The organism is Kitasatospora purpeofusca (assembly GCF_036010405.1).
Lineage (GTDB): Bacteria > Actinomycetota > Actinomycetes > Streptomycetales > Streptomycetaceae > Kitasatospora > Kitasatospora purpeofusca.
The window spans coordinates 1,881,958-1,907,838 of sequence record NZ_CP108561.1; the positions used below are offsets into that span (position 1 = coordinate 1,881,958).

Sequence of the window (25,881 nt, forward strand, 5' to 3'; positions counted from 1 at the left end):
GGCACCACGAGAGATCCCCCGGAATCCTCGATGAGCGAAGAGGACTGTCCCCTGCTCGCCGACCAGGCTTCCCGGCACACCAGCCGAAACCCTACCGGACCATTGACGCTTCCTTGACGCTTCGACGGTCCGGGCGAACATTGACCGACGGAGGCCATCGCCCCCCGAAGACCGGCCCTCCCTTTCAGGGCAGCAGCCCGCTGAGGCCGTCCGCCGCACCGGAGCACCGCACCACGCGCGGCGACTCACAGGCGAGGAGCGCCGCCGCCCCGGACCGGGGTCACCCGGTCCGGGGCCGGCGCGGGCACCCACTGCGGGTGCTCGCGCTCGGCCCAGCGCCGCTCCACCAGGCCGGTCCGCATCCCGCGCCGCGCCTCGGGATCGCGGACCGCCATCCGCACGTGCCCGGCGGCCACCACGGCGATCGCCGCCGCGAACCAGTCGTGGACGAAGGTCGCGCCGGTCCGCCAGCCCGGCGGCGTCAGATGGACGAGCCACATCACCAGCCCCGTGCCGACGATCACCAGCATCGACCCGAGCGTCCACTGGGCGTTCAGCTTCTGCCCGGCGTTGAACTTCCCCGCCGGACGGTGCGACCCGCGCACCCGTACCGCCCGCAGCCACGCCCGGTCCGCGGGAACGAACCGGCTCAGCCCGGACACGTCCGCGCGCACCGCGCGGAAGGCCAGTCCGAGCAGCAGCGGCACCGGCAGCGCGAGACCGCACCACACGTGCACGGTCACCACCAGCCTTCGGCGGCCGACCAGTTCGGCCAGCGGCGGCAGGTAGAGGCAGGCGGCGGTGGCCAGGCAGGTCAGCATCAGCCCGGCGGTGGCGCGGTGCACCCAGCGCTCGGCCCGGGTGAAGCGGAGCAGCAGGTCAGGCGGTCGGCGCATCGTCACGCCCGTTCGAGCGGCCGACCCAGGCGTCGGTGTCGTAGCCGAGTTCCTCCCAGTAGCCCGGCCGCACCGCATCGGTGACGGTGATCCCGGACAGCCACTTGGCCGACTTGTAGAAGTACATCGGCGCCACGTACAGCCGCACCGGCCCGCCGTGGGCGTGGGAGATCGGGGCGTCCTGGAGCCTGAGCGCTACCAGGACGTCGTCGCGCCGGGCCTGCTCCAGGGTGAGGCTCTCGGTGTACTCGCCGTCGAAGCAGCTGAACCGCACCGCCCGGGCGCCCGCCGTGACGCCGGCGCTGTCGAGCAGGTGGGCCAGCGGCACACCCTCGAACGGGGTGTCCGGCACCCGCCAGCCTGTCACGCACTGCACGTCCCGCACGATCCGGCGCTGCGGCATCGCCCGAAGGTCGGCCAGCCGGTAGCGGCCGGGCCGTTCCACCAGCCCGTCGACCGTCAGGGTGTACGTGTCCGCGTCGCGGGTCGGCACCGAGGCGACCACCGAGTAGTACCGGAAGCCGCCTCCTCCCGGCAGCAGGCCGGTGAGACCCGTCGGGTCCTTGCCGGCCACCGCCTCCTGGGCACGCAGGAGGTACGGGCCGGCCGCGACTCCCGCCGCGCCGAGCCCGAGCAGCCCCAGCACCACGCGGCGGCCGACCGGCGTGCCCCGGCCCTCTTCGTTCTGTTCGCTCACACTGCCGATCCGACCAGCCGGCAGGCCGACGGGCCAGGGCCCGCGCCTACCCGTCAGACTTTCGTCACTTCCGGCCGCCCGCCGCCACGGCTGCCCGCCCCCCGAAGTACTGCCGCAGCAGCGGGACCAGGAGGACGAGGCACAGCGCCGTCCCGTAGGAGAGCTGCTGCGCGCTCTGCCCTCCGGTCAGGTAGAGCGGAAAGGTGGTCGGACAACCGAGAGTCCCGCCCCTCCCTGTTGCCCCATCAGTTCGTGGAAACCGGCACAGGGGTCTGCCGCAGGGGTTCGCCGGAGAATCCACCGGCAGCCCTGCGGACGCCTTCCCATTCGCCGTACCCTCGAAGCATGTCTCCCCTTGCCTCATTGGCGACACTCGCGAGCGGCTTGTGGTACCTGATCGCCGCTGCACTGATGCTGGCGCAACAGGGCGACACCATCGCGTTCGCAGCTGCGTCGACCGTAGCGGGTGCGATGCTCGCCACCGGAGCCAGCCGCATGATGGCCGGCAAGCCAGCTGGCGTCCGAACGGCAATCTGCGGGGCCTGGGTCGCGCTTCTCGCCGTTCTCGTCCCGCTCGCCGCGTGGACCGCGATGATCACGTTGTCCAGGAGCGCTGAGCACGCCCGACTCGCGGTTGAGAATGGAACGCTGCTCTACGCGCTTGCCGGAGCAGTACCGGCCGTCGTCGTGCTGCTTCTTGTCCGACGGCGCACCCACATGTGACACCGTCCCAGCAGCGGAGCGACGCGGGCCCGCCCCCAGCACCACGGGGACGCGGGCCGAGGCCGTCACTGACGCCGAGTCGGCTCAACGCCGAAGCGGAGGTGGCCTGGTTCATGGTCCATCCGCCGCATGAAGCCGCCCCCGGCTTCACCCTCGACCAGATGCGCGACCTGTACGACGCCACCGCTCGTATCTCCAGTCCTGACAGCGACCCGACCAGCCTTCAGCCTGCCGACTCAGGCGAGGGCGAAGTAACGGAGCCAGAGGTAGAGGGCCGAGATGGCGATGGTGACGACCGTGACCGGGATGCCGTACTTGGTGAAGGTCCAGAAGCTGATGGGCTGGCGGTTGCGTTCGGCGATGCCGAGGACGACGACGTTGGCGGAGGCGCCGATGGCGGTGGCGTTGCCGCCGAGGTCGGCGCCCAGGGCCAGGGCCCACCACAGGACGTGGCCGTGGGTGTCGCCCACCGTCTGGACGAGGTCCGCGGTGATGGGGGCCATGGTGGCGACGTAGGGGATGTTGTCGACGATCGCGGAGAGCAGGGCGGAGGCCCACAGCAGGAGCATGGTGGAGCCGAGCGGGGCGCCGCCGGTGAGGTCGGCCAGTGCGGTGGAGACGGTCCCGATCACGCCGGTCTCGATGAGGGCTCCGACCATGATGAACAGTCCGGCGAAGAAGGCGAGGGTGGGCCACTCCACTTCGCCGAGCACGTCCTTCACCTCGACCTTCGAGATCGCGACCAGCAGGCCGGCGCCGAGCAGGGCGACCACCGACGGCGCGTAGTGGACCACCGGGTGGAGGACGAAGCCGACGACGACCAGGCCGAGGACGACCATCCCTTGGACCAGGAGGCGTGGGTCGTGGATGGCCTCGCGCTCGTTCAGCGAGAGGACTTCGGCGGCGCGGTCCTCGTCGTAGACGAAGAAGCGGCGGAACAGGAACCGGCACATCGCCACCAGTACGACCGTCAGGACGACGGCCAGCGGTGCGAGGTGGACCAGGAAGTCGTTGAAGGTGAGGCCGGCGCGGCTGGCGACGATGATGTTCGGCGGGTCCCCGACCAGGGTGGCGATACCGCCGACGTTGGACGCGAAGACCTCGGCGATCAGGAACGGCGCCGCCTTCAGGGCGAGGCGGTCGCAGACCAGCAGTGTCACGGGGGCGACGAGCAGGACGGTGGTGACGTTGTCGAGCAGTGCGGAGGCGACGGCGGTGATGACCATGAGCATGGCCATCACCCGGAACGGTCTGGCGCGGGCGCGTTTGACCGCCCAGATGGCGAGGTACTCGAACACGCCGGTGCGCTTGAGCACGCCGACGATCATCATCATGCCCATCAGCAGGAAGATGACGTTCCAGTCGATGCCGGAGTGGGTGGAGAAGAACGCGGCCTCGTCGTCGGTGGCGCCGATGGCGAGCATCAGGCCGGCGCCGCCGAGGGCCGCGCCGACCCGGTGCACCCATTCGGTGACGATGAGGACGTAGACGGCCGCGAAGACCGCGAGCGACGCCCACGCCTGCCAGTTGTTCACGGGTTCCCCAGGAGTCGGTGGAGCAGGTGGGAGGCGGTGATGACGCCGAGCAGTCGGCCTGCGGCGCCGCTGCGGCCGGGGGCGCGTTCGACGACCGCGGCGAGCGGGCTGCGGTTGCGGGCCATGAGGGCGGCGATCTCGACGGCGGTGTCGTCGGCGTCGGCGACGGTCGGCGCGGGGGCGTCCTTGGGCAGGCAGTCGCGCACCCGGAGCCCGGCGAGGGCTTCGCACAGCCGGTCGGCGTGGGCCTCGTCGATCACCGCCGCAAGTGTCGGGTCCTCCATCACGTAGCCCGGCACCAGCAGGCGCACCAGTTGGGAGGCGGGCAGGATCGCGCGCGGGCTGCCGGGGCCGTCGACGACCAGGACGCCGGGCAGGCGGTGCTCCGCGAGGAGGCGGGCGGCGTCCAGGGCCTGGTCGTCCAGGCCGACGGTCGGGTAGGGCTCGGCGAGGTCACGTGCGCGCATCGGGGTGCTCCTTGACGAGGATGTTGGTGGCGGCGTGGGCAGCGGCGAACCGCTTCCCTGCGGTCGGCATCGCGCCCGGGCCGGTGGGCGCTGCCTCGGTCCCATCGTCCCCGGTGGGCGGCAGGACCGGTTCCTCGACGTCGAAGAGACGGGCGACGGGTACGTCCGAGCTGGAGTGCACGGCGATCGACACGGCGATGCAGACCGCGATCAGGGTGTACGCCTGCGCGCCCTGCGGAATGCCGGCCTGCAGCACCAGCAGCCCGTACACCACCGAGGCGAAGCCCTTGGGCCCGAACCAGGCGGCGACCAGCTGTTCGCGCCGGTCGATGCGGGAGCGGATCAGCGAGATCAGCAGGGACGCCGGGCGGATCAGCAGGATCGCGAGAGCGACCGCGACGTAGCCGCCGACGGACAGGTCGCCGAACAGTCGCGGGGTCAGCAGCGCGCCGAAGACCAGCAGTGCGGCGAACTTGCTGAGCTCCGCGAGTGCCTCCCCGAGCGGCTCGAACGTGCGCCTGGACTCGGGCGAGAGGGAGGCGAGGACGGCACCCGCGGCGAATGCGGCGAGGTAGGGGTTGGCGTGGGTGAGGTGGCAGGCGGCGTAGAGGAGGATGCCGGTCGCCAGAGGAAGCAGCGGTTGCAGTTTCGCCTCCGCGCCCAGTACGGGCACCCGTACCAGCAGGTCGACCAGGACGGGCAGCACGGCGCCGAGGGCCAGGCCGCCGACGAGTTCCAGCCCGATCGTGGGCAGCGAGGCCTCGAAGTCCGGGGAGGTGGGCCCGGCGGCGGCGATCAGCACCAGCACGACCGGCAGCGCCAGGCCGTCGTTCAGCCCCGACTCGACGTTCAGCAGTTGCCGCAACCTCGCCGGGACCTCCTTGCGGCCCACGATCGCCGACGCGAAGACCGGGTCGGTCGGCGCCAGCACCGCACCGACCAGGAACGACGTCATCCAGTCCAGGCCCACCAGGAAGTGCGTCACCAGCGCCATCCCCACGAAAGCCAACGGCATCCCCAGCCCGAGCGCCCGAGCGGGATTGCGCCAGGCGCCGCGCAGCGACGCGAAGGAGACGTGCATGCCGTCGGTGAACAGCACCGTGAACAGTGCCAGGTCCGCTGTCACCGCGACGATCGGGCTGTCCGGGGTGACATGGACGAGACCGAGGAACCCGTCACTGACCAAGGCACCCGCCGCGAGGAACAACAGCGAGGTCGAGAGCACGGAGCGGGCCGCCAGGCCCGACAGGAGAACCGCGACAAGCAACGCGGCCCCGAAAACGGCAACGAGTACCACAGGAGTCACCCCCGGATCGACGAAGAGAACTGTCCCTTGCTCGCCGACCAGGCTTCCCGGCACACCGCCACCGACTTTATACGACTTTTACGGCTCCCTGACAGCCCTTTAGCGGTCCGGCCCCCGCGCAGCTCGCCGTGCCGCCCTGCCACGGGACCTGCCGGGAGCTACCATCGGTGCTCGGTGAGCCGGGAAGACTGGTCGGCACGACACTTCCCCCTGCTCGGAGCCGCCCCGTGCACACACCCCGCCCCCTGCATTCAGCCCAGCCGACAGGTCCGAAGGTCGGCCGGTGAACACCACCGTGCTGTGGGCCGCCGTCGGCGCGCTCACCGCCGTGATGCTTCCGGCGGGGATCGCGCTGGCCACCGGCCGCGCCCCTCGCCAGGCCCGTGCACGACTGGAGCCCGTCCGTCCACGCGGCTGGGGTCTGCTCCTGATCTACACGAACCTCCCCGCCCACGTCGTCCCCCGGGCTCTCGGCGCCGACGACCACGTGGTCCTGGCCGGTGCGGCCGTCGGCGGCCTGCTGGCCGCAGCCGGCCTCCTGCTGCTCGCCGTCCCGTCCCGCCGCCGCACCCACCGCCCGGCCACCACAGCCGCCGTCCCGCGCCGATGAGAGCGCGGAACCTGCTCGACACCGCCCGCCTGGTACGCCGCCGGCTGGCCCGCAGCACCCAGGTCCGGATCCACGGGGAGATCGACGCCGACAACGCCGACCGCGTGGCCCATCTGCTGACGGCCTCGCTCAAGCACACGAAAGGCCCGCTGGACATCGATCTGGCCGCCGTCCCCCGGCTCAGCCACAGCGGCGCAGGCGCGTTCGTCGACACACTTCGAGCCGCTCACACCGCCGGCATCCCGGTCACCGTCCGCAACGCGAACCCCCAGGTCCGCGAGGCTCTGCACAGCCTCGGCCTGGAGCGAATGCTGACGTTCACCGACGACACACCCGCGCCGTGAGCCGCCTCGGCAGGTCCGCAGATCAGCGGAAGACGCCCGTGCGGCCGAGGGAGTAGCGGCCGGGCTGGGGATAGACGCACAGGCCGTGGGGCCCCGCGCCGACCTTGACGCGCGCCAGCAGGTGCCCGTCGTCGGTGGAGATCGCGTAGACCTCGGAGTCGTAGCGACCACTGAGCCACAGGACCTTGCCGTCGGCGGAGACGCCACCCATGTCGGGACTGCCGCCGCCGGGGATCCGCCACTTGGCGGTGAGGCGGCCGGTGGGGAAGTAGAGCACCGACACCGAGCCCTCGTCCCGGTTGGAGATGTACAGGTTCCTGGAGTCGCGGCTGACGTAGAGGCCGTGGGCCCCCTTGCCGGTCGGCAGCAGGGTCGGCGACCCGAAGTCGTCTCCGTTCAGGATCCACACGCCCCCGGCGGCCATGTCCGCGACGTACCAGGTCCGTCCGTCGGGCGAGAGCTTCACGTCCTGGGGCATCGAGCCGCGCCCGGGGAGGGCATACCTGGCCACGACGGTCATCGATGCGGTGTCGACCTTGAGGAGTTCGCCGGAGAACTCGCAGGAGACGATGAAGTACGTCCCGTCGGCCGAGAAGTCCGCGTGGTTGACTCCGGCGCAGTCGGCCTTGACCTCCTTGACCACGGCCATCGTGTGCGCGTCCCGGAAGACGAGCAGCCGGTCGGCGGAGGCCATGACGACCGCGTGCCGCCCGTCGGGAGTGAAGTAGAGGTTGTAGGGATCGTGGACGCCGACCGGCTCTCCCGTCCTCCCTGTCGCGGGGTCGATGGGTGTGAGGCTGTTGCCCCGGTCGTTGTTCACCCAGAGGGTCTTCAGGTCCCAGGAGGGAACGACGTGTTGCGGCTGACGGCCGGCGGGCAGGGTGTCGACGACCTGGTAGGTGGTCGGGTCGATGACGCTGACGGTGTCGGACTCGGTGTTCGGCACGTACACCCTGGACGGGAAGGCGCTCACCGATTCGGCAAGCCGGCCTGGCCGGTCGGCGGCGTAGAGGTCCTGCGGGTCCAGGAGAGGGGGCATGCCCGGCAACATCTCCTGCCGGGTGTCGGCCGTCGCAGTGGCGGCCGGGGTCGGGGCGGCAGCCTTCCCGGAGGAGGCATCCGCGTCGGTCGGGACGGCTGAGGCCGCGGGGCCCTCGGGGGGCGGTGAGCACGCCGCCCCGGGAAGGCAGCACAGGGACAGGAGCAGTGCGATCATCGTCGGCCTGAGCCGGCGGGCGCGTGCGAAGGCGTTCATCAGCGGGGCATCCGAGTGATGGAGGTCGAAGGGCTGTCCGCAGGCTTCCCCCGATCCGGTTGCGCGCCGTCACGGGAAGAACCTTTGCACTATGCAAGGGTATGAGCCGACGTGCCTCCGCCGATGACGGCGCAGCAGAATTCACCTTTTTTGGTGACATGACTCCTGATTGCGACAGACGATCCCAAAGTCGCAGAACTTGGCAGATCGCCCTATTCTTTGCATAATGCAAATGTGCCCGCCGGAGCCGCGGCGGGCCCCGGAGCCGTCGGGGCCCGCCATCCGCGCTGCCACCTGTCCGATCGCGGGCACACCATCTGTCAGCGGATCGCTCGTCGCCACCGAAGAAAGTCGAACACTCATGGCCGCCGCGACCATTTCGAGCCCGCCCGGGCCCGACTGGACAGTGATCCGCGTCGCCGGCGAGCTCGACCTCGCCGGCGCTGCCCCGCTTCACGACACGCTCCTGCGCCTGGTGCTGTCCGGTCGGCGACAGTTGATCATCGATGTCAGCGAGGTCGCGTTCTGCGATCTGAGCGGCTTCTCCGTGCTGGCCGACACCAGGCGCGTCCTCAGCCGTTACGGCGGCCACCTGCGCGTCGTGCTGCCCCCTGCGGGCGGGCGCGTGCACCGGACACTGACGGTGCTGGGCTTCGACACGGCGTTCCAGGTCTTCCCCGACCTCCCCGCCGCCCTCGCCACCTGACGTGGCGACTTCATCGGAGTCGACGGAGGACGCCGGATCGGCAGCCGCAACTCGCCGCCCGCTCGACGCCGTCCAGCGCGCACAATTCGTCCACGCCCACCTGGCCACCGGAATGCCACTGGCCGAGGCCAGGGCCCTGCTCGCCGAGCACGACGGGCGGCCGACACCTGGACCACCGCCCGACGCAGCGGGGAGCGCCGGGGCGACGGTGGCGCCACACCGACCACCGGCCGCGCCTCCTCGGTAGCGTCAGCTCGGAACGCCGGCCAGGTCGGCGGCGCCGAACCCCACCGAGAAGCGCTTGCACCAGATCACGACACTGTGAACGGCAGCGAGGTCGACCCCGGCCGGCAGAGGGTAGTTCTGGTTGCCGCGATTGCCCTTGAGGCGGTCCAGCTCGATCGCTCCCGCACCGAGATCGTCGAGCCGGGACTCGGACGCCGGACGGGCCGAGAGGTAGACGCGCACATCCGGCCCCTCCGAGGTGCTGAGACTCTCCAGGCGCAGCACGGTGGAGCCGTCGGCCAGACGGACCAGGCGCACGGTGCCGGTCGTCTCGTGCTCGCCGGAGACGAAGCGGCCACGAGCGAGGTCGACCGGGGTGGCGGGAGCCACGGACGGGGTAGCCGGCGCCTGCGGCGCGGGGACCATCGATGTCGGCGTCGCCATCATTGGGGCAACCGTCGCAGGCGCTGTCGAGGTGGCGGTCGGCAGGGCCTCGTCGACGATGGTCGTGGTGAACGCGCGCCACGGCTGGAACAGGTACAGCCCGAGCCCGGCCGCCACCAGCGTGATCGCCGTCGCGGCGGCCAGTGCACGCCGAGGCACTCTTCCGAGGACCGGAATCCGTTCCGGCATGCGCGCCTCCAGGTGTCGTTCCGCCGCCCGTACCCGCCTATTCGTACACCGGGTCGGCCTGCCGGAGGTGTTCCCCGACGCTCCCGTAACGCCCCGGTAAGGACTGTGCCCGGCCGCTTGTTCGCGCCGTCAAGGGGGGTCGGACTCATCGACCGGCCCTACCGCCCGCACCGCCGGCGCGTCAGACCGTCTCGGCCCGGCGCCCCACGTCCTCGATGCCGCTCGGGCTGCCGGCGCCAACCCAGCGGATGTACAGGCCTGCGCCGATCAGCAGGGTGGCGACCAGGGACAGCACCGGCCAGCCGCGCAGCAGGTTCACCACGAGGGTGAAGGCGACGGCCACCGCGGCGAGGGCGTTGACGGCGGCGACGAGGGGCTTGCGCTCGCTGCGCGCGAAGTGGGTCATGGCGAGCAGGCCGACCAGGAAGCTGACGAAGACCGACACGGCGTAGAACAGCACCAGTTCCTGTTCCTGGCCGGCCGCAGCGACGATGATCACGGCGGCTGCGGCCAGGTAGACCACGACGGACCAGTACGGGGTGTGGTGCCTGTTGGTTTGGCCGAGTACGGCGGGCAGGACGCCGGGGTTCTTCGCGGTTCCGGCCAGGGCCTTGAGGAGGCCGGGGCCCGCCTGGAAGGAGGAGCTGGCGGCGGCGAGCAGGAGCAGGGAGCTGGTGAGCTGGAAGGCGCCGTAGAGCCAGCCGGGGCCGGCGGCGGCGTGGGCGATGTCGGCGATCTGGGTGGAGTCGGCGCCGGGCAGGCCGATGTGGAGCTTCACGGCGAGGGCGGTGAGCGCGAGGGTGAGGCCGCCGACGATGACGAGCAGCAGGGCGAGGGTGCCGCGGCCGAAGCGGCGGCGGTGGGTGTCGTCGAGCTGGCCGAGCTGGGCGATCGCGGTGGACGGCGCCTCCACTCCGGTGGCCAGGGCCATGGCGACGGGGAAGGCCAGCACGACGGCGAGTGCGGCCGAGCGTCCCGGGTCGGTGTGGGCCGGGGCGGTGCCGGCGGCGTGCGGGGCGGTGAAGCCGAGGACGACGACGGCGACGAGGACGAAGGCGACGGTCATCGCGGCGAACAGGAGGCGGCCGCCGTGCCCGAACCAGGTGAGTGCGGCCACGACGACCAGCAGGACCAGTGCCAGCGGAATGCGGATCGATGCCAGGCCCGGGACGAGCGCGATCACCGCGCTCGTGGCGGCGGAGATGGAGATGCCGATGGTGAGGACGAAGTCGACGACGAGGGCGCCGATCGGCAGGAACGTCCAGCGGGGCCCGAAGGCGCGCCCGGCCGCCGCTGCGGCGCCGCCCCCCTTGGGGAAGCGTCGCACCAGCTGCCAGTAGTTGGCGGTGACGACCACGACCAGGCCGACCACCAGGCCCATGGTCGGCAACAGCAGCGCGAGGTCGCCGTGCAGGGCATGCAGGGCGGCCTCGATCGCGTAGGCGACCGAGGAGACCGGATCCGCGATCACGGCGAAGGCGAAGGCGAAGAAGAGAACCGAGCGCCGGGGCCCGCGACCGGACGGAGCCGGCAGGGCGGGTGTGCTGGCAGTGGGAGATACCACGGCAGGAGGCCTTTCACCGAAGGGTGTTGTCGATCACTGTGCCGACCAGGCTTCCCGGCTCACCGGACGGAAACGATACGTCAAGAGCGCGACAGGAGAGCATCAAGGATGCGTCAAGGACTTCGGCCTCCACCCGCGCCGCACGGCCGGGCCCGTAGCCGGCGTTCACCCGAAGGACGCATCCGTCAGGTCGGGGCCTGGCCAACAGGGCAAATTCTTTGCATAATGCAAAGGTTGCTTTCGGCCCAACTGTGCAGAGTCGTCTCCCACACAGGCAATCCTGCCCACCTCGGCCGCGAGGACTGGACGCCCCGACCGTGACATCCCCGCCGCGGAACGGGATCCGTTCAAGGGCGGTTGCTGCTGTTCCGACCTCGCAGGTCGGAACAGCAGCAACCGCCCCGACCCTACGTTTTCCGTGCCCGGCCGGACGCGAGCCAAACCGTCTGTGCACGTCGTTCGGTCCGGGTCGTCAGCGGGGACCAACGAAAGGCACTACGTGAGCGCAGCAAACGTGACTTACGGTGAACGACACGGCTGGATGATGGTGCACATCAGCGGCGACCTCGACCTGCCGGCGGTCAACGCCGCACGCGATCGCCTGCTCCAACTCATCTGGCAGGGCTGCCGGCACCTGGTGATCGACCTCGGCGGCCTGCGCTCCTGCGACGCCGGTGCGTTCGCCGTGCTGGCGGCCGCTCGTCGGCACATGTCCGCCCGAGACGGTGAGCTGCGCCTTGTTCTTCCCGCCCCGGGCGCCCCGGCAGGACACACGCTCGGCACCTGCGGCGCGGGCCGCGTGTTCGACGTCCACGAGACCGCGGCGGAGGCGGTCGCCGACCGCCGACCGCTCGCCGTCGCGGTCACCCCCGCCCGATACGAGTCGCACACCGGTCCCGTCCTCACGGCCCCGATACCGCAACAGCGCGGATGAGCGCGGCTCGCAGCTCCCCCCGGGGTGACCGCAAGTCGACCGGCAGCGCACGAGCAGCACTGCACATCCGGGTGGGCCGACCGGCGCTCCTGTGAGCAGTCCGATGACGGTTCGTCAACGATTCCCGACCGGTGGACTGCGCCGTCGATCCGGCCGGGCAGACTGGCGCGATGTCCACCCATTCCCTCCGGCAACCAGGCGAGGCGGAGCCGGCCATGGGCCGGCCCGCACCGGTACCGGCGCAGGCCGGCCCGACCGATGACACCCCGACCGGACACATGGTCGTCTTCGGCGACGGCGCCCTCGCGCACCGGCTCGCTGTCGAGCTCGCGACACTCTACGGCCAGCGGGTGACCGTGGTGCTACCGTCCTTGCGGTACAACCACGGTCCACATATCGCCGCCCTGGCCGCCGACGAAGGGGTGAGCGTCACGGCCGTCGAGGCGGAGCATCCCGACGAGGCCACCCTGCGGGCGGTCGGGGTCCGGGAGGCCGCAGCTCTTGCCCTGACCTCGGACGACGATCAGGCGAACATCCAGGCGGGTCTGCGCGCCCGGCGGATCAACCCGGGCCTGCGGCTCGTGCTTCGCGTCTACAACCGTCGCCTCGGCGGCCGGATCGAGCAGTTGCTGGACCGCGCGGCCGCCACCCACCACCCGGGGCTGTCGCCGGCGGCCCTGCAGGCGTCCACCACCGTGCTGTCGGCGTCCGCGACCGCCGCCCCCGCGCTCGTGGCGGCCGCCGTGGCCGGGCGCGGCCACGTGGTGCACGTCGACGGGCGGCTGCTGCGCCTGTCCGTCGTGTCGCCCGGCGCGCCCGCACGCGGGCAGGAGGTGGCCACCCTCGCCGTGACGCCGGACGGCGGACACCCGGAGTCCGAGGGCTCTCTCCTGCCGGACCCCTGGTCGGTGGCGCCGGAGTCCGAAAGGGTTGTGCTGGAGTTGCTCGGCCGGGCACAGACTCCGGCTCGAACGCGTAGGCTTCCCGGCCTGTCGGGGCTGCCGCTGTCCACGCTGTTCTCACCGCGGCTGCGGTGGGCGCTGGCCGGACTGGCCGGACTGGTATTCGTGTTCGCGGCGCTTACGTGGGCGCTCACCGGACAGTCGCCCGTCCGGGCCGCGTGGCTGACCACCCTGGACATGCTCGGGATCGCCGATCCGGCCGACGAGGCGGGGCCGGGGCGCAAGGTGCTGCAGATCCTGACCTCCGTCAGTGGCATGCTGCTGATGCCCCTGCTGATCGCCCTCGCACTGGAGGCACTCGGGGCGTTCCGTACCGTTTCCGCGCTGCGGCGGCCGCCGCGCGGGCTGTCCGGGCACATCGTGCTGGTCGGGCTCGGGCGGGTGGGCAGCCGAGTGCTGGAACGGCTGTGGGAGCTGGAGGTGCCCGTAGTCTGCGTCGAGGCCGAGCCGACCGCCCGCGGCATCGCCCGGGCCCGCTCCTACGGCGTTCCCGTGGTGATCGGGGACGCGACCCAAGAGGGCGTCCTGGAGGCCGCCAAGGTCCACCGGGCCGCCGCCCTGATGACGCTCACCAGCGACGACGGCACCAATCTCGAAGCGGCCCTCTACGGGCGCGAGTGCAACCCCGAACTGCGCGTGGTGCTGAGACTGTTCGACGACGACTTCGCGGGCGACATCTACCAGGCGCTGCGCGACTCCTACCCTCGCGCCGCCACCCGCAGCCGCAGCGTCTCCTTCCTCGCCGCACCGTCGTTCGCCTCGGCGATGATGGGCCGCCAAGTGATCGGCGCCCTCGCTGTCGGCCGCCAGGTCGTGCTGATCGCCGCCGTCCAGGTGTCGGAAAACCCGCACCTGTCCGGCCGCACGGTCGCCGAGGCCCAACGCCCCGGCCACTGGCGCGTCCTCGCCGTCGACCTCGCCGACCCACCCGAACGCGCACCCGACCTCGCCAACCCCTACCTCGCCACGCCCGAACTCCTCTGGACACCGGTAGGGACGCGGATGCTCGTCGACGGCGACCTGGTCGTGGTCGCCGCGACCCGTGAGGGACTCGGGCTGCTCCTCCGCCCGGTCACAGCAGCCTGAGCCACCGGCCGGACCATCACCAACCGAGCGCGTCCAGCTGGCGGTCCGGCGCGGACGGCTCGCCCGCCGCCTCCGCGAAAGCGTGCAGCGCGCCGATCAGTCCGGCCCGCTGGTGCGCGGGCATCGAGGCGACGATACGGGCGATCTCCTCACGTCGCCGGTCGGTCGCGTCGGCCACCGTCCGCGCCCCCGACCCGGTCAGCGCGATCCGCACCTCCCGGCGGTCCGCGCTGCTGCTCTCCCTGACCACCACGCCTGCGGCGACCAGCCGCTCGATCATCCGCATCGCGGTGGACGGGTTCACCGCGAGGTACTCGGCCAGCCGGGACATGCTCATCGCGCCCCGCGAGTGGAGGACGACGAGCATGCGGAACTGCGGCAGGGTCAGGGCTTCGGCCGCCTCGCCGAGAGACCTGGCCGAGATCGCGACCAGTACCCGGGACGCGGTCAGCACCGCCGTCACGAGGTCTTCCTCCACTCCGTCGGAGGGCCGGTCTGCGGGGTCGTGCACGAGAGGAGCGTCGGACATGTGTCCTTTTTACCTCCTGGGGCGCTCGCCGGTGCACTGCCCGCGCCCCCAGCGCCGCCACGGGTCCGATTCACCCACATCAGTTGTTCACCTCCTTCCTCCTGGCGCACGCCAACACTTCTTTGCATAATGCAAAGGTGCTTGTCGGAATCTCCGGCTGTCACAAGGCGCTGCGCGCCGTGGGCGTCCCCCGCCCGGTGACCGCACCGGCAGTACCGGACCGGCCCCGCACGTGACATCCCCGCCACGCCGCAGAGCCGTCCGGGTCGGGCGGGTGTGGAGGTTTCGTCGTAGTCGCCTCCCCACCCGGCCGACCATCCGGCGAACACCACTGCGGCAACAGGCCGGCGGGGAACTGTGACGGCAGGAGGGCCTGATGCCCCGGCAGGCCGAGCCGAACGGCGTCGTCACCCAGCCGGCCCCGCGCACTCACGCAGCCACAGATCGCTCTGCCCCACCCCTCGCGAGAGCGACCAACTCAACGCGTGCCGCGCCGCGGGCGGATCCGGGACTCGTCCACCGGCACGGCGGCCGCCAGAAAGGGATGCACACGCCCGGGGTCGACCGTGGTGACCCGGTACCGCGCGACGCCCGCCCTGACCAGCGGATCCTCGCGGGTGATCGACTCTGCCCGGTCCCGCGACACCCCGATGGCGACGATCACCCCACCGTCGTCGGACGGCACCGTCTGCCCGGAGAGCAGGAAGGTTCCGACCCGGTGGTGGGACTCCAGGAAGTCCACATGCGCGGCCACGAACGGCGCCGCGTCCGCCTCCGAACGGGTGTACTCCAGGAGCAACAGGTGCATCATGCCGTTCTCGTTTCCTCATGAGCCATCAACCCGTGACCTCCGGTCAGCGGACAGCCACCCCTTCGTCGCGGTAGCGCAGCAGCAGCATCGCCGCGTCGTCCTTCAACGGCCCGGCCGTGTGATCCACCAGGTCACGGCGCAGCGCCTCCAGTGCGCTGTCCGGATCATCATCCTTGAGCAGGAAGGCACGGCGCTCCAGGGGGTAGAAGCAGCCGCGCGCGTCCCTGGCTTCGGTGACACCGTCGGTGTAGAGCAGCATCTGATCACCGGGGGCGAGTTCCACCTGGTAGGCCTGGGGGCCGTCGGGGCCGAGCGCGGCGAGCCCGAGGGGCGGCGCGTCCAAGGGGGGTTCGGCGAACTGGACCGTGCCGTCGCCGCGCAGCAGCAGGGGCGCCGGGTGGCCGTAGTCGAGGAGGGTCACGGTGTGGTCGGTGTCGACCTCGGCGAGGACGGCCGTGACGAACTCCTCGCCTTCCAGGCGTCGGTTGAGGGCGCGCTCCAGCCGGGCTCCGACCGCGTCGAGGGCCGGTTCGTCCGGCGCCGCCTCGCGGAAAGCGCCGAGTACGAGAGCAGCGGTCTCCACCGCTTCCAGGCCTTTGCCCTGGACGTCGCCGACGATCACCCTGGTGGAGCCCGAGGGCGTCAGCACGACCTCGTACAGGTCCCCGCCGATGCGCGCCTCGGCCGCCGCCGAGGTGTACGAGACGGCGACGCGCATCCGGCCGGCACGGCGCGGCACCGGGCGCAGTAGGACCCGCTGTGCCGCTTCGGCGACGGACCGGACGTCGGCGAGCTCGCGCTCGAACCGGCGGCGCAGGGTGGCCGCGAGGGCCGCGGCGCCGGTAACGCCGGCCACGGTGGCCAGGGCGACGGCGGCGCGACGGGTGTCGAGCAGGTCGTCGTACCAGGCGACGCAGAGGCACAGGAGGAAGGCCAGTGCGCCGACCGCCAAGGCTCGGCGCACCGTGCCGTTCACACAGGCGAAGGCCGGGCCGAGCGAGAACAGTGCCAGGAATCCGATCTCGGGGCCGGCCAGCAGGTCGACCAGCGCGACCGCGGCCATCGCGCCGAAGGGCAGACCGGCGAGCCGCCGGCGGCGGGCGGGCTGCTGGGACTTCACATTCCCTCCTGACGGACCCGGAAGGCGCGGGCCCGGGCATTACTTTTGCACTGTGCAAACGCCAGGACAAGACGCGTCGGGCCGCTCTGTGGTTGCGTCCCTGCCGACGGTCAGGAGTCGCCGTGGCGCCGGTGAAGGGCGGTGAGCACCGCCTGGTGGCTGATCCATCCCTCCAGATAGGCCCCCGAGGCGTCGAGCACCGGCAGTCCCGCTCCTTCGGCCGCGACGAGCGCGGACAGCGCCTCCGCGAGATCCATGTCGGGGGTGACCGGCTTCGGCAGGTGGCTGACGCTCGTGACGTTCGCGTCGTCGTGCGCGGCGTCCGAAAGCGTTTCGGCCACCCTGCGGGCAGTCACCACACCGAGATAGGCACCGTTGTCCGCGACGACCGGCAGGACGCCGTGGGGCGAGGCGGCGAGGACGGCGGCCGCCTCGGCCAGTGGCATGCCCGCGGGCAGGATGCGCGGCACGGGCTCCATGACGTCACGGACCGTGGTGCCCTCGAACGCCGCCGCCGGAGCGGGCCGGTCGAGGTCGATGCCGCGTCGCTTGAGTTTGAGGGTGTAGATGGTGTCGTGCGCAAGCGCCCGGCCGACGAGGGTGGCCAGCACGATCGCCGCCATGAGGGGCAGGATGATCGAGTACTCGCCGGTGAGCTCGAACAGGATGATGACCGCCGTGATCGGCGCGCGGGCCGCTCCGGCGAAGACCGCCCCCATGCCGATCAGCCCGTAGGCACCGACCGGGCCGGTGACACCCGGCAACAGGTCGTGTGCGGCGGCGCCGAACGCCGCGCCGAGCATGGCTCCCATGAAGAGCGAGGGAGCGAAGACGCCGCCGGAGCCGCCGATGCCGATGGTGAGGCTGGTCGCGGCGATCTTTCCGACCAGAAGGACGATCAGGAAACCGATGGCGTACTTCCCGTTGACGGCGTTCTCCAGCACGGGGTAGCCGACCCCGTACATCTGCGGCAGTGCCAGCAGCAGTGCACCGAGGAACAGACCTCCGACAGCCGGGCGCGCCCACTCCGGACCGCGCCACAGGAAGTCGCAGGCATCCTCGACCAGGTAGAGGATCCGGGAGAACGCCACCCCGACCGCACCAGCGATCACGCCGAGCACGGCGAACAGCAGGTACTCCGAGAGGTGCTGGACGTGGAACGCCGGTGGCTGGAGGAACGGGGTGTCGCCGAACGCGGCGCGGCCGATCACGGAAGCGGTGACCGAGGAGAGCACCACCATGCCGAACGCCTCGGCGGTGAAGTCCCGCAGAATGAGCTCCATCGCGAAGAACACGCCCGCCAGAGGCGCGTTGAAGGTAGCGGCGATGCCGCCCGCAGCCCCGCACGCCACCAGCACCCGCATGCGGTCCTCCGCCACCCGCACCAGCCGCCCCAGCGTCGACCCGAGCGCCGAGCCGATCTGCACGATCGGCCCCTCCCGTCCCACCGAACCACCACCGCCGATGCACAAGGCCGACGCCAGCGACTTCACGGCCGCCACCCGCGGCGCGATCCGCCCGCCGCGCCGCGCGACCGCGTACATGACCTCCGGCACCCCGTGCCCCCGTGCCTCCGGAGCGAAGCGCTGTACCAGCGGCCCGTAGAGCAGCCCCGCCACCACCGGGGTGAACAGCACGAAGTACGGACCGAGCCAGGGCACGTGCGGGTTCGCCACCCGCCCGGCCCCCGCATAGTCCGTGCCGCCGGTGAACAGCAGCGTGAAGGTGCGGATCAGCCAACGGAAGACGATCGCGCCTACGCCGGCTGCGGCACCGACCAGCAGGGCGAGCACCACCAAGCCGCCCCTGGCCTCACGGGCAGCGGCGGCGACGCCGCCCAGAACCCGCCGGACGGCGCTTCGCGCGACCGAGAGCGTGGACAGCTGCACCACAGAGCCAGACATCTTTGCATTATGCAAAAATTATGGGCGCGCGACCAGGCCGGCCCACCTACCGAGACCACCTGACGCACAGCACACAGGAGGAACCGCGCATGCCCCCGCCATACCAAACCCGCCTCCCCTCCGCCGCGTACGACTGCGCACCCCGCTCGTGCCCTGCTGTCGGCGCCCGGATCGGTTCCTGGGCCACCGGTTGCTCCTGCTGACCCACACCGGCCACTCCAGCGGTCCGCCTCGCCACGTGCTCCTCAAGATCACCGGCCGTGACCCGCAGACCGGCGCCTACCACCTGCTGCTCGGCGCCACCCGTTCCGGCTTCCCCGGTCTGCCCGAGGCGTAGCGAACCGGTGACGTACCGACCGTGGCCGTGAAGTCGCGGGTGAAGTGGGCCTGATCGGCGTAGCCGAGGTCGACAGCGAGCGCTGCCCAGTCGATGTGCTGAACGCCGCGGTGCTGTGGACCACCCGCTACCTGGACGCCGGCGTCGAGCAGCTGCGCGCCCTGCCCGCCGAGCAGCGCGAGCACCAGGTGCTGGACGAGGACGTCGCCCGGCTCTCCCCGCTCAAGCACGCCAACCTGAACGTCGTGGGCCGCTACATCTTTCACGCCTCCGGCCCGGCCGGCGGCGGGCTGCGGCCCCTTGGAGACCCGGCGGAGGATGCGGACGAGGACGATGAGGCGGGAGGGGACTGAGCGTCAGGAATCGCCCAGGAGGCCGATCAGCGTGCAGACCAGGCCGCGGTCTGGACGTCGGCCTGGGTCGTGAGGGCGCGGGTCTGGGCTGCGTCGCCCTGGTGGAACGGGTAGTCCGTGTAGCCGGCTTCCCCGCCGCCGTAGAACGTGGCCGGGTCGGCCGCGGTCAGCGGCAGGTTCTCCCGGTAGCGGCGGACCAGGTCCGGGTTGGCCAGGAACGGTGTGCCGAAGGCGACCAGGTCGGCATCGCCGGCGTGCACCGCCGCCTGGGCTCGGGCGAGGTTGTAGCCGTTGTTGGCGATGTATGTGCCGACGAACCGCTCCCGCAGCGCGCGGTAGTCGAGGGAGACGGCCGTCGTCGCCATGCCGCCCTCCAGAACGTGCGCGTAGGTCAGGCCGCGCAGGCTCAGCTGGGCGAGGAAGTATTCGAAGTGGCCCTGCGGGTCGGAGTCCGACATCGAGTTGAAGCCGTTCTCCGGCGTCAGGCGCACCCCCACCCGCTCGGCGGGCCACTGCTCGCTCACGGCGTCGAGGACCTCGTTCAGCAGGCGCATGCGGTTGGCCGCGCTGCCGCCGTACGCGTCCGTGCGGTGGCTGGTCCCGTCGCGTAGGAACTGGTCGATCAGGTAGCCGTTGCCGGCGTGGACCTCGATGCCGTCGAAGCCCGCCTGCTTCGCCAACGCGGCGGCCTGGCGGAACTGGTCGACGATGCCCGGCAGCTCGCTGGCGTCGAGCGCGCGGGGCGTCACGAAGTCCTGCGGACCGGTGTAGGTGACGGCCTGGCCGACGGGTGCGAGCATCGAGGGGGCGACGGGCACCTGCCCGTCCAGCAGGCTCGGGTGGGAGACGCGGCCGCAGTGCTGCAGCTGGACGAAGATGCGCCCGCCCTCCGCGTGGACCGCGTCGGTCAGGCGCCGCCAGCTCGCCGCCTGGGCGGCGGTGTGCAGGCCAGGCGTGAAGGGGTAGCCCACCGCCTGCGGGGAGACGGTGGTGGACTCGGCGACGATCAGGCCCGCAGTGGCGCGCTGACGGTAGTGGTCCACCATCAGCGGGGGAACGCAGCCGTCGGCGTCGGCGCGGTTGCGGGTCATCGGCGCCATCACCATCCGGTTGGCGATCGTGAGGCCGCCCAGGTCGAACGGCGTGAACAGGTCGAGGTGCATGCGGAGCTCCAGCGTTGCGGCGATCTTAGGACAGTCGTCCTAGAGGGCCGTCACGCTAGGCCGCCGATCCTGGCGGTGTCAACGGCTTGACGATCTAGGACGGCTGACCTACTTTGTGCCTCTAGGTCAACTGTCCTACAGCACCGGAAGGGGATCACCATGACTGCTGTGGCGACCCGCGAACAGATCGTCGCGGCGGCCGACCGGCTCTTCTACCACCACGGCTACGAGCACACCTCGTTCGCGGACATCGCCGGAGCCGTCGGCCTGTCGAGGGGCAACTTCTACTACCACTTCAAGTCCAAGGACGCGATCTTGGACGCGGTGATCGATGCCCGACTGGCCGACACCCGGCGGATGCTGGAGCAGTGGGAGGCCGAGGCGTCCACCCCGGCCGGCCCGATCATGCGGTACGTCGAGATCGTGCTGACCAACCGCGCCGACATCCAGGACTACGGCTGCCCCGTGGGCACCCTCACCACCGAGCTGGCCAAGCTGGAGCACGCCATGCTTGGCCAGGCCAGCCGCCTGTTCGCCCTGTTTCGCACCTGGCTGCGCGAGCAGTTCGCACTACTCGGGCACGCCGGGCAGGCCGACGAGCTGGCGATGCACGTCCTAGCCTTCAGCCAGGGCGTTGCCGTCATGGCCAACGCCTTCCACGACGAAGCGTTCATCCAGCGCGAAGTCGACCGGATGCGCGACTGGCTGCACACCTACGAGAGATGAGAGAAAGCATGTTCGCAGTCCTGCTCCGGTTCTCCGACAACAAGGCCACCGCCGCCCAGCACATGGCCGGCCACCAGGAGTGGATCAAGCGCGGGCTGGACGACGGGGTCTTCCTGCTGGTCGGCAGCATCCAGCCGGGCCTCGGGGGCGCGGTCCTCGCGCACAACGCCTCGCCCGAGGAACTGCGCAAGCGCGTCGACGAGGACCCGTTCGTCGCACAGGACGTCGCTACCGCGGAGATCATCGAGATCGCGCCCGGGATGGCGGACGAGCGGCTGAGCTTCCTGCTGTAACGAAACTCCGGGGATTTTGGCGATCGACGTGATCGTCGGGGGCTTACCGCTAGCCACGTCCTGATTGATCCCCGAAGCCGGTCACCTCGCCGAACGCGGCCTTCACGGTGTCGGTCACGTCCTCGGCGTAGAACTCCAGTAGCTGCCGGCCGCGGTGCCCCTGCGCCAGGATGTCCGCGATGTTGTCGTTGGCCGCGTTGTCGAGCCAGTCCCGGATGGTCGGCCACGATCTTCCGCTCATGCTCCGAGTCTCGCCGGGGCCTGGGCCGTCTGCTCGTCGTACTCGCGCACATCCGCATGACGGTGGCGGGCGAGGGGTGCTGGCCCTTCTTCGCGCCCGTGGTGATGACGAGCCGCTTGGCGATGTCGCGCAGGCTCATCTCCTGGTCGCGCAGGTGGAGGGCCATGGACAGCATGGACTCGTCGGTGACGCCGGCGCCGCCGATGGTCTTACCGCGCTTGCGGGCGGACTCGTGGCCCTCCAGAGTGCGGTCGCGGATGTACTCGCGCTCCATGCCGGACATCGCGGCGAGCACGGTGAACACGTGGAGCTCGGTCCTGGGGTGATACGGACCGATGCCTTGTTCGGAGCCGGCCTCCTGCCCGTCCCTGTTCACGTGGGCCAGCGCAGGGCTCGCCGAGACGGCGGCCCCCGATCGCCGCGCCCTCGGAAGCGGGGCGGAACATCCAGGACCGGCCGCCGGACGGGGCTGCGGCGCCCCCTGCCCGGTGCCCTGGAACTGCGCGGCAGGCCCGTCCGGCTCGTCCGGCCTGGCTCCGATCCGCCGCACAGAAGTTAGTGACGCTGTCGGCGCCGAACTGCCGCAGGGCCGTTCCCACTGCTCGGGACCGGCCCTGCGGGGTGAAAGGACGGTGTCAGTGGCTGGCGAGTTCGCCGCTGAGTGTCTGGTGGATCTGGGCGCTGGGCTGGTTGAGGCCGATGATCTCGACGGTCTTGCCGCGCTGGGCGTACTTGGTCTCGATGGCGTCGAGGGCGGCGACGGAGGAGGCGTCCCAGATGTGGGCGTCGGTGAGGTCGATGACGACCTTGTCGGGGTCGGTGGCGTAGGCGAATTGGCCGACCAGGTCGTTGGAGGAGGCGAAGAACAGCTCGCCGGTCACCGAGTACACGACGCTGGTGCCGTCGGGGTCGGTGACGGCGGTGACGTCGGCGAGGTGGGCGACGCGCTTGGCGAAGATGACCATCGCGGTGATCGACCCGACGACGACGCCGATGGCGAGGTTGGAGGTGGCGACGACGACGGCGACGGTGATCACCATGACGGTGATCTCGCCGGCGGGCATCCGCTTGAGCGTCTTGGGGGCGATGGAGTGCCAGTCGAAGGTCGCGAACGACACCATCACCATGACGGCGACCAACACGGCCATCGGGATGTCGGAGACGACGGGGCCGAAGACGATGCACAGCACCATCAGGAACGCGCCGGCCAGGAAGGTCGACAGGCGGGTACGGGCGCCGGACACCTTCACGTTGATCATGGTCTGGCCGATCATCGCGCAGCCTCCCATGCCGCCGAAGAAGCCGGTGACGATGTTGGCGATGCCCTGGCCGATCGACTCGCGGGTCTTGGAGGAGTGGGTGTCGGTGATGTCGTCGACGAGCTTGGCGGTCATCAGCGACTCCATCAGCCCGACCAGCGCCATCGCGAGCGCGTACGGGGCGATGACCGTCAGGGTGTGCAGGGTGAACGGCACGTCCGGCAGGCCCGGCACCGGGAGGGAGGAGGGCAGGTCGCCCTTGTCACCGACGGTCGGCACCGCGATCCCGGCTGCGACCGTGATCACGGTGAGGACGACGATCGAGACCAGCGGCGCCGGGACGACCTTGGTGACCTTCGGGAAGAACACCATCAGCGCCAGGCCGCCGATGATCAGCGGGTACACGGCCCAGGGCACGTGCGTCATCTCGGGGACCTGGGCCATGAAGATCAGGATCGCAAGGGCGTTGACGAACCCGACCATCACGCTGCGCGGCACGAACCGCATCAGCTTCGCCACCCCCAGCACGCCCAGCACGATCTGGAAGACACCGCCGAGGATGACCGCTGCGACCAGATAGCCCAGGCCGTGCTCGCGGTTGAGCGGTCCGACGACCAGGGCGACGGCACCGGTGGCAGCGGAGATCATCGCCGCCCGGCCGCCGACGACCGAGATGACCACGGCCATGGTGAAGGACGCGAACAGCCCGATCTTCGGGTCGACGCCGGCGATGATCGAGAACGAGATCGCCTCGGGGATCAGCGCGAGCGCGACCACCAGGCCCGCCAGCACCTCGGTGCGGAAGACCTTCGGCGACAGCCAGGACGGACGGGAGCCGCGCAGGCGCGAGGCAGCGGCGAGCGGGGAAGTCTGCAAGAGGGGGTGGACCTGTCGTGCTCGGGCGCGACCGGCGGTACGCGCGGGGACTGGAACGCGGGAGGCCAGGGCGGCAACCCCGCGGATCGCCCGAGGTGGCGGGCGGAAGACGGAAGGGGCCGAGCGAGGCGGGCCCGAAGGCAGCCGATCAGCTCACGGCACGTGCTGCGTCACGGCGGGCAGACGGCGGCGCCGGGCACGTGGGGCATGCGCACGCTTCGTCTCCTGCCGGCGGATGTTCGCGGGAGCGGCTTCGGCCCCGACACGGCGGTGGGCCCGCACCACGCGCACAGGCCGTAGGGTCGGGGAAGGCACGAGGCCACCCCGCGCCGCCAACTCTACCCTGACGTTAGAGTAGGGAGGGTTTGGAGTCGTCGGCCGCCGACGGACCGAGAGACGAGAGTGACACGGGGATGGCGGGCGTGGAATCCGAGCACATGCAGATCGGCGAGGTCGCCGCCCGCACCGACCTGTCCCTGCGCACCATCCGGCACTACGAGGAGACCGGCCTCGTCATCCCCTCCGCCCGCTCCCAGGGCGGCTTCCGCCTGTACACGGAGGCCGACGTCGCCCGCCTCATGGTCATCCGCCGCATGAAGCCCCTCGGCTTCAGCCTCGACCGGATGCGCGACCTCCTCGACGCCACCGACCGCCTCGACGCCGGCAGCCGGCTCGACCCCGGCGCGCGGGAGAAGCTGCTCGACCGCGTCCGCGACTACGAGCAGGCCGCCCAGGACCGCATCGCCGATCTGCGCGTCCAGCTGTCCCGCGCCGAGGACTTCGCCACCACCCTCCGCCGGCGGATCCAGGGAGCCGACCCGGCCGGCCGCTGAGCAGGTCCGGCGCCGTGCCGTCCGTGTCCACTGCGCCGGCTCCGGGGGCGTCGTACTCGACGGCCGCTGCCTGCCCGATGCCAGCTACCAGCTGATCGGCAGTTGGACCGGCACTCCGTGCGACGTCTCGACTCGGGCGGCGAGGCCGGCCGGGATCGGCACGTCGAGCTTTACGGCCGTTGGCGTGTAGAGGTCGGTCTCGACCTCTGGTGTCGCCAGCGACACCAGCAGGGCGTAGGAGACGGGAAGGCCGACCCGGTCGGAGCGGTCGTGGTCCTTCCACCAGCCGCCGGCAGGGTAGACGGCGGGCATGCCGCTGCCGGCCAGCGCTGTCGCGTCGCCCCTCCAGACGTCGGAGTGGAGTGAGCCGCGTTTGCGGTTGGTCGGGCCGACGACCCACGCGTCGTCGCTGTCGAACTTCTTGACCCTGGTGATTCCGTCGTCCCCCGCCTCCGCCGTCTCCGCGATGCGGCGCTCGAAAGCGGCCCGGGACTCGAGGGAGCCCTTCATGGCGAACCTGAGCCGATGGGAGGGGTAGGTGCGCTGGCCCCTGACACCGCGCCGACCGGGATTGGGTTCGACGAAGCACGACAGGGTGACCCGCAGCTCGACGTCCGTGCCGCCCAGGTCGTCCAGCTGCTCACGGGGCCAGGGAAGCTCGCGGAGCGCCAGCCTCCAGTCCGGGAGCGGTCACCGCCACCGGGTCGGCGCTCGACAGCACGGCCCCCAGCACGAACGCAAACGCGGATGGCAGGCCGACGATCGCGATGGCGGCGGCGAAGACCAGGCCGAAGGAGAGGATCGTGACCGGTCACCGTACGGTGCGCAGGTCGCGCCGGGCAGCTCCTCGGCGGAGCCACAGAGCAGCGGCGGCAGACCACCGGGGCGATGGCCTGCGGGAGGATGTGCAGCGCAGGAACGCCGAGTGTCAGTGCGACCGCGATTCCGGCCAGGACCAGTAGGGAGGGCCCGGGCTCACGCCGGAGCCGTGTGAAGGTGGCCACTGCGGTGGCCAGAACCACCAGGGCGAGAACGATCCCCACAGCAGTCATCGGCGAAAAGTGCCCCATCGCGACAATCGGGGCCACCGCCCGCCTGATCGCTGCAGTCATCTCCCGAGCCGACCAGTCTTCCCGCCACACCGAGGATCATTTTATCGGGGCTCTGGCGGGGAACGGCAGAGCATCTTTTCGCCTACCGGGCGCAACCCGCCCAGGCTCGGCGCAACTCGCTCCAGACGGAGGCGGAGCCTCCTACGGACCTGCCATCGTCACCGCCCGACCACGGGTACTCCCCGGCCGAGGTCCGGTCCGAATCGGCTGTGACTGCGTCGTCGGTGGCGGAGTTCCTCACTCGGACGGACTGCGAGTGATACGGGGACGGGACGACCATGGGAAGCACAGGTGCTCTGCCTGATCCTCGCGGGGATCAACCCCGCGCAGAGGGGATCGAATCCCCCTGGCTCGTACCGGGTGCTCTGGGAAGGGAGGCCA

Annotated in this window: 25 protein-coding genes and 2 pseudogenes; 10 read left to right on the forward strand and 17 right to left on the reverse strand. The window is 71.1% G+C overall.

All coding sequences use genetic code 11. From position 1 onward, the window contains the following. Positions 1-245: 245 nt before the first annotated feature. Together OG715_RS08080 and OG715_RS08085 are read right to left on the reverse strand one after the other, a co-directional pair. Complete coding sequence (locus OG715_RS08080; protein WP_266276023.1) at positions 246-896, reverse strand: cytochrome b/b6 domain-containing protein; 651 nt, start codon at positions 894-896, stop codon at positions 246-248. Beyond that, the gene (locus tag OG715_RS08085) at positions 880-1,593 is read right to left on the reverse strand and encodes a molybdopterin-dependent oxidoreductase (RefSeq protein WP_266276021.1); all 714 of its coding nucleotides are present in this window, start codon (positions 1,591-1,593) and stop codon (positions 880-882) included. The genes OG715_RS08080 and OG715_RS08085 overlap by 17 nt, the downstream gene beginning before the upstream one ends. A 345-nt stretch (positions 1,594-1,938) precedes the next feature. Between OG715_RS08085 and OG715_RS08090 the strand changes: the two genes are divergently transcribed. Next, a complete protein-coding gene (locus OG715_RS08090) occupies positions 1,939-2,316 on the forward strand; it encodes a hypothetical protein (protein ID WP_266276019.1) in 378 nt (125 codons plus the stop codon). Positions 2,317-2,552: 236 nt separating this feature from the next. Here OG715_RS08090 and OG715_RS08095 read toward each other — a convergent pair whose 3' ends face one another. Genes OG715_RS08095 through OG715_RS08105 form a run of 3 tightly spaced genes read right to left on the reverse strand, consistent with a single transcriptional unit; the run spans position 2,553 to position 5,615 of the window. After that, positions 2,553-3,851: an ArsB/NhaD family transporter gene (locus OG715_RS08095; protein WP_266276017.1), complete on the reverse strand. Its 1,299-nt coding sequence runs from the start codon at positions 3,849-3,851 to the stop codon at positions 2,553-2,555. After that, a complete protein-coding gene (locus OG715_RS08100) occupies positions 3,848-4,318 on the reverse strand; it encodes a CBS domain-containing protein (RefSeq protein WP_266276015.1) in 471 nt (156 codons plus the stop codon). Before OG715_RS08100 ends, OG715_RS08095 begins: the two co-directional genes overlap by 4 nt. Continuing rightward, the gene (locus tag OG715_RS08105) at positions 4,305-5,615 is read right to left on the reverse strand and encodes a cation:proton antiporter (protein WP_266276013.1); all 1,311 of its coding nucleotides are present in this window, start codon (positions 5,613-5,615) and stop codon (positions 4,305-4,307) included. Before OG715_RS08105 ends, OG715_RS08100 begins: the two co-directional genes overlap by 14 nt. A gap of 292 nt (positions 5,616-5,907) precedes the next feature. On the opposite strand from OG715_RS08105, the gene OG715_RS08110 reads away from it, so the two are divergent. Both OG715_RS08110 and OG715_RS08115 read left to right on the forward strand, forming a co-directional pair. Beyond that, complete coding sequence (locus OG715_RS08110) at positions 5,908-6,234, forward strand: hypothetical protein (RefSeq protein WP_266276011.1); 327 nt, start codon at positions 5,908-5,910, stop codon at positions 6,232-6,234. Beyond that, a complete protein-coding gene (locus tag OG715_RS08115) occupies positions 6,231-6,578 on the forward strand; it encodes an STAS domain-containing protein (protein WP_266276010.1) in 348 nt (115 codons plus the stop codon). The genes OG715_RS08110 and OG715_RS08115 overlap by 4 nt, the downstream gene beginning before the upstream one ends. A gap of 22 nt (positions 6,579-6,600) precedes the next feature. On the opposite strand, the gene OG715_RS08120 is transcribed toward OG715_RS08115, so the two are convergent. Continuing rightward, on the reverse strand, positions 6,601-7,794 hold the full coding sequence (locus OG715_RS08120; RefSeq protein ID WP_456077716.1) for a YVTN family beta-propeller repeat protein: 1,194 nt from the start codon (positions 7,792-7,794) through the stop codon (positions 6,601-6,603). Between the two features lie 400 nt (positions 7,795-8,194). On the opposite strand from OG715_RS08120, the gene OG715_RS08125 reads away from it, so the two are divergent. Beyond that, complete coding sequence (locus OG715_RS08125) at positions 8,195-8,539, forward strand: STAS domain-containing protein (protein WP_266276009.1); 345 nt, start codon at positions 8,195-8,197, stop codon at positions 8,537-8,539. A gap of 249 nt (positions 8,540-8,788) precedes the next feature. On the opposite strand, the gene OG715_RS08130 is transcribed toward OG715_RS08125, so the two are convergent. Next, complete coding sequence (locus OG715_RS08130) at positions 8,789-9,397, reverse strand: DM13 domain-containing protein (RefSeq protein WP_327064128.1); 609 nt, start codon at positions 9,395-9,397, stop codon at positions 8,789-8,791. A 181-nt stretch (positions 9,398-9,578) separates the two neighbouring features. Next, a complete protein-coding gene (locus OG715_RS08135; protein ID WP_407660954.1) occupies positions 9,579-10,961 on the reverse strand; it encodes an amino acid permease in 1,383 nt (460 codons plus the stop codon). Positions 10,962-11,475: 514 nt separating this feature from the next. Here OG715_RS08135 and OG715_RS08140 point away from each other — a divergent pair. Continuing rightward, entirely contained in the window at positions 11,476-11,895 is a 420-nt protein-coding gene (locus OG715_RS08140; RefSeq protein WP_266277396.1) for an STAS domain-containing protein, read from the forward strand. 170 nt (positions 11,896-12,065) lie between these two features. After that, positions 12,066-13,943, forward strand: a complete 1,878-nt coding sequence (locus OG715_RS08145; RefSeq protein ID WP_323182278.1) for an NAD-binding protein — start codon at positions 12,066-12,068, stop codon at positions 13,941-13,943. Between the two features lie 16 nt (positions 13,944-13,959). Here the strand turns inward: OG715_RS08145 and OG715_RS08150 are convergent, their stop codons facing one another. The 5 genes and pseudogenes from OG715_RS08150 to OG715_RS42380 form a co-directional block, all read right to left on the reverse strand. Further along, positions 13,960-14,472, reverse strand: coding sequence for a MarR family winged helix-turn-helix transcriptional regulator (locus tag OG715_RS08150; protein ID WP_266276005.1), 513 nt, complete (start codon positions 14,470-14,472; stop codon positions 13,960-13,962). Between the two features lie 478 nt (positions 14,473-14,950). Beyond that, complete coding sequence (locus tag OG715_RS08155; RefSeq protein WP_266276003.1) at positions 14,951-15,283, reverse strand: YciI family protein; 333 nt, start codon at positions 15,281-15,283, stop codon at positions 14,951-14,953. A 43-nt stretch (positions 15,284-15,326) separates the two neighbouring features. After that, complete coding sequence (locus OG715_RS08160; RefSeq protein WP_407660955.1) at positions 15,327-16,403, reverse strand: PP2C family protein-serine/threonine phosphatase; 1,077 nt, start codon at positions 16,401-16,403, stop codon at positions 15,327-15,329. Positions 16,404-16,513: 110 nt separating this feature from the next. Continuing rightward, positions 16,514-18,199 carry a chloride channel protein gene (locus OG715_RS08165; RefSeq protein WP_266277390.1) on the reverse strand — a complete coding sequence of 562 codons (1,686 nt, stop codon included), beginning with the start codon at positions 18,197-18,199 and terminating at the stop codon, positions 16,514-16,516. A gap of 387 nt (positions 18,200-18,586) precedes the next feature. Beyond that, positions 18,587-18,739: pseudogene (locus OG715_RS42380) on the reverse strand (AraC family transcriptional regulator); the annotation flags it as partial. Here OG715_RS42380 and OG715_RS08170 point away from each other — a divergent pair. Beyond that, positions 18,740-18,997, forward strand: a pseudogene (locus tag OG715_RS08170) (Tn3 family transposase); the annotation flags it as partial. A 26-nt stretch (positions 18,998-19,023) separates the two neighbouring features. On the opposite strand, the gene OG715_RS08175 reads toward OG715_RS08170, so the two are convergent. After that, the gene (locus OG715_RS08175) at positions 19,024-20,160 is read right to left on the reverse strand and encodes an alkene reductase (RefSeq protein WP_266275999.1); all 1,137 of its coding nucleotides are present in this window, start codon (positions 20,158-20,160) and stop codon (positions 19,024-19,026) included. A 159-nt stretch (positions 20,161-20,319) separates the two neighbouring features. On the opposite strand from OG715_RS08175, the gene OG715_RS08180 reads away from it, so the two are divergent. Continuing rightward, on the forward strand, positions 20,320-20,886 hold the full coding sequence (locus tag OG715_RS08180; protein ID WP_266275997.1) for a TetR/AcrR family transcriptional regulator: 567 nt from the start codon (positions 20,320-20,322) through the stop codon (positions 20,884-20,886). 8 nt (positions 20,887-20,894) lie between these two features. Next, positions 20,895-21,179 (forward strand): YciI family protein, encoded by a 285-nt coding sequence (locus OG715_RS08185; protein WP_266275995.1) that lies wholly within the window; start codon positions 20,895-20,897, stop codon positions 21,177-21,179. A 49-nt stretch (positions 21,180-21,228) separates the two neighbouring features. Here the strand turns inward: OG715_RS08185 and OG715_RS08190 are convergent, their stop codons facing one another. Together OG715_RS08190 and OG715_RS08195 are read right to left on the reverse strand one after the other, a co-directional pair. Continuing rightward, positions 21,229-21,420, reverse strand: coding sequence for a hypothetical protein (locus tag OG715_RS08190; RefSeq protein ID WP_266275993.1), 192 nt, complete (start codon positions 21,418-21,420; stop codon positions 21,229-21,231). Between the two features lie 635 nt (positions 21,421-22,055). After that, complete coding sequence (locus OG715_RS08195; RefSeq protein WP_266275991.1) at positions 22,056-23,555, reverse strand: SulP family inorganic anion transporter; 1,500 nt, start codon at positions 23,553-23,555, stop codon at positions 22,056-22,058. A gap of 422 nt (positions 23,556-23,977) precedes the next feature. Between OG715_RS08195 and OG715_RS08200 the strand changes: the two genes are divergently transcribed. Next, positions 23,978-24,388 (forward strand): MerR family transcriptional regulator, encoded by a 411-nt coding sequence (locus tag OG715_RS08200; RefSeq protein ID WP_266273904.1) that lies wholly within the window; start codon positions 23,978-23,980, stop codon positions 24,386-24,388. 84 nt (positions 24,389-24,472) lie between these two features. On the opposite strand, the gene OG715_RS08205 is transcribed toward OG715_RS08200, so the two are convergent. Further along, the gene (locus OG715_RS08205; protein ID WP_266275989.1) at positions 24,473-24,898 is read right to left on the reverse strand and encodes a hypothetical protein; all 426 of its coding nucleotides are present in this window, start codon (positions 24,896-24,898) and stop codon (positions 24,473-24,475) included. Between the last annotated feature and the right edge of the window lie 983 nt (positions 24,899-25,881).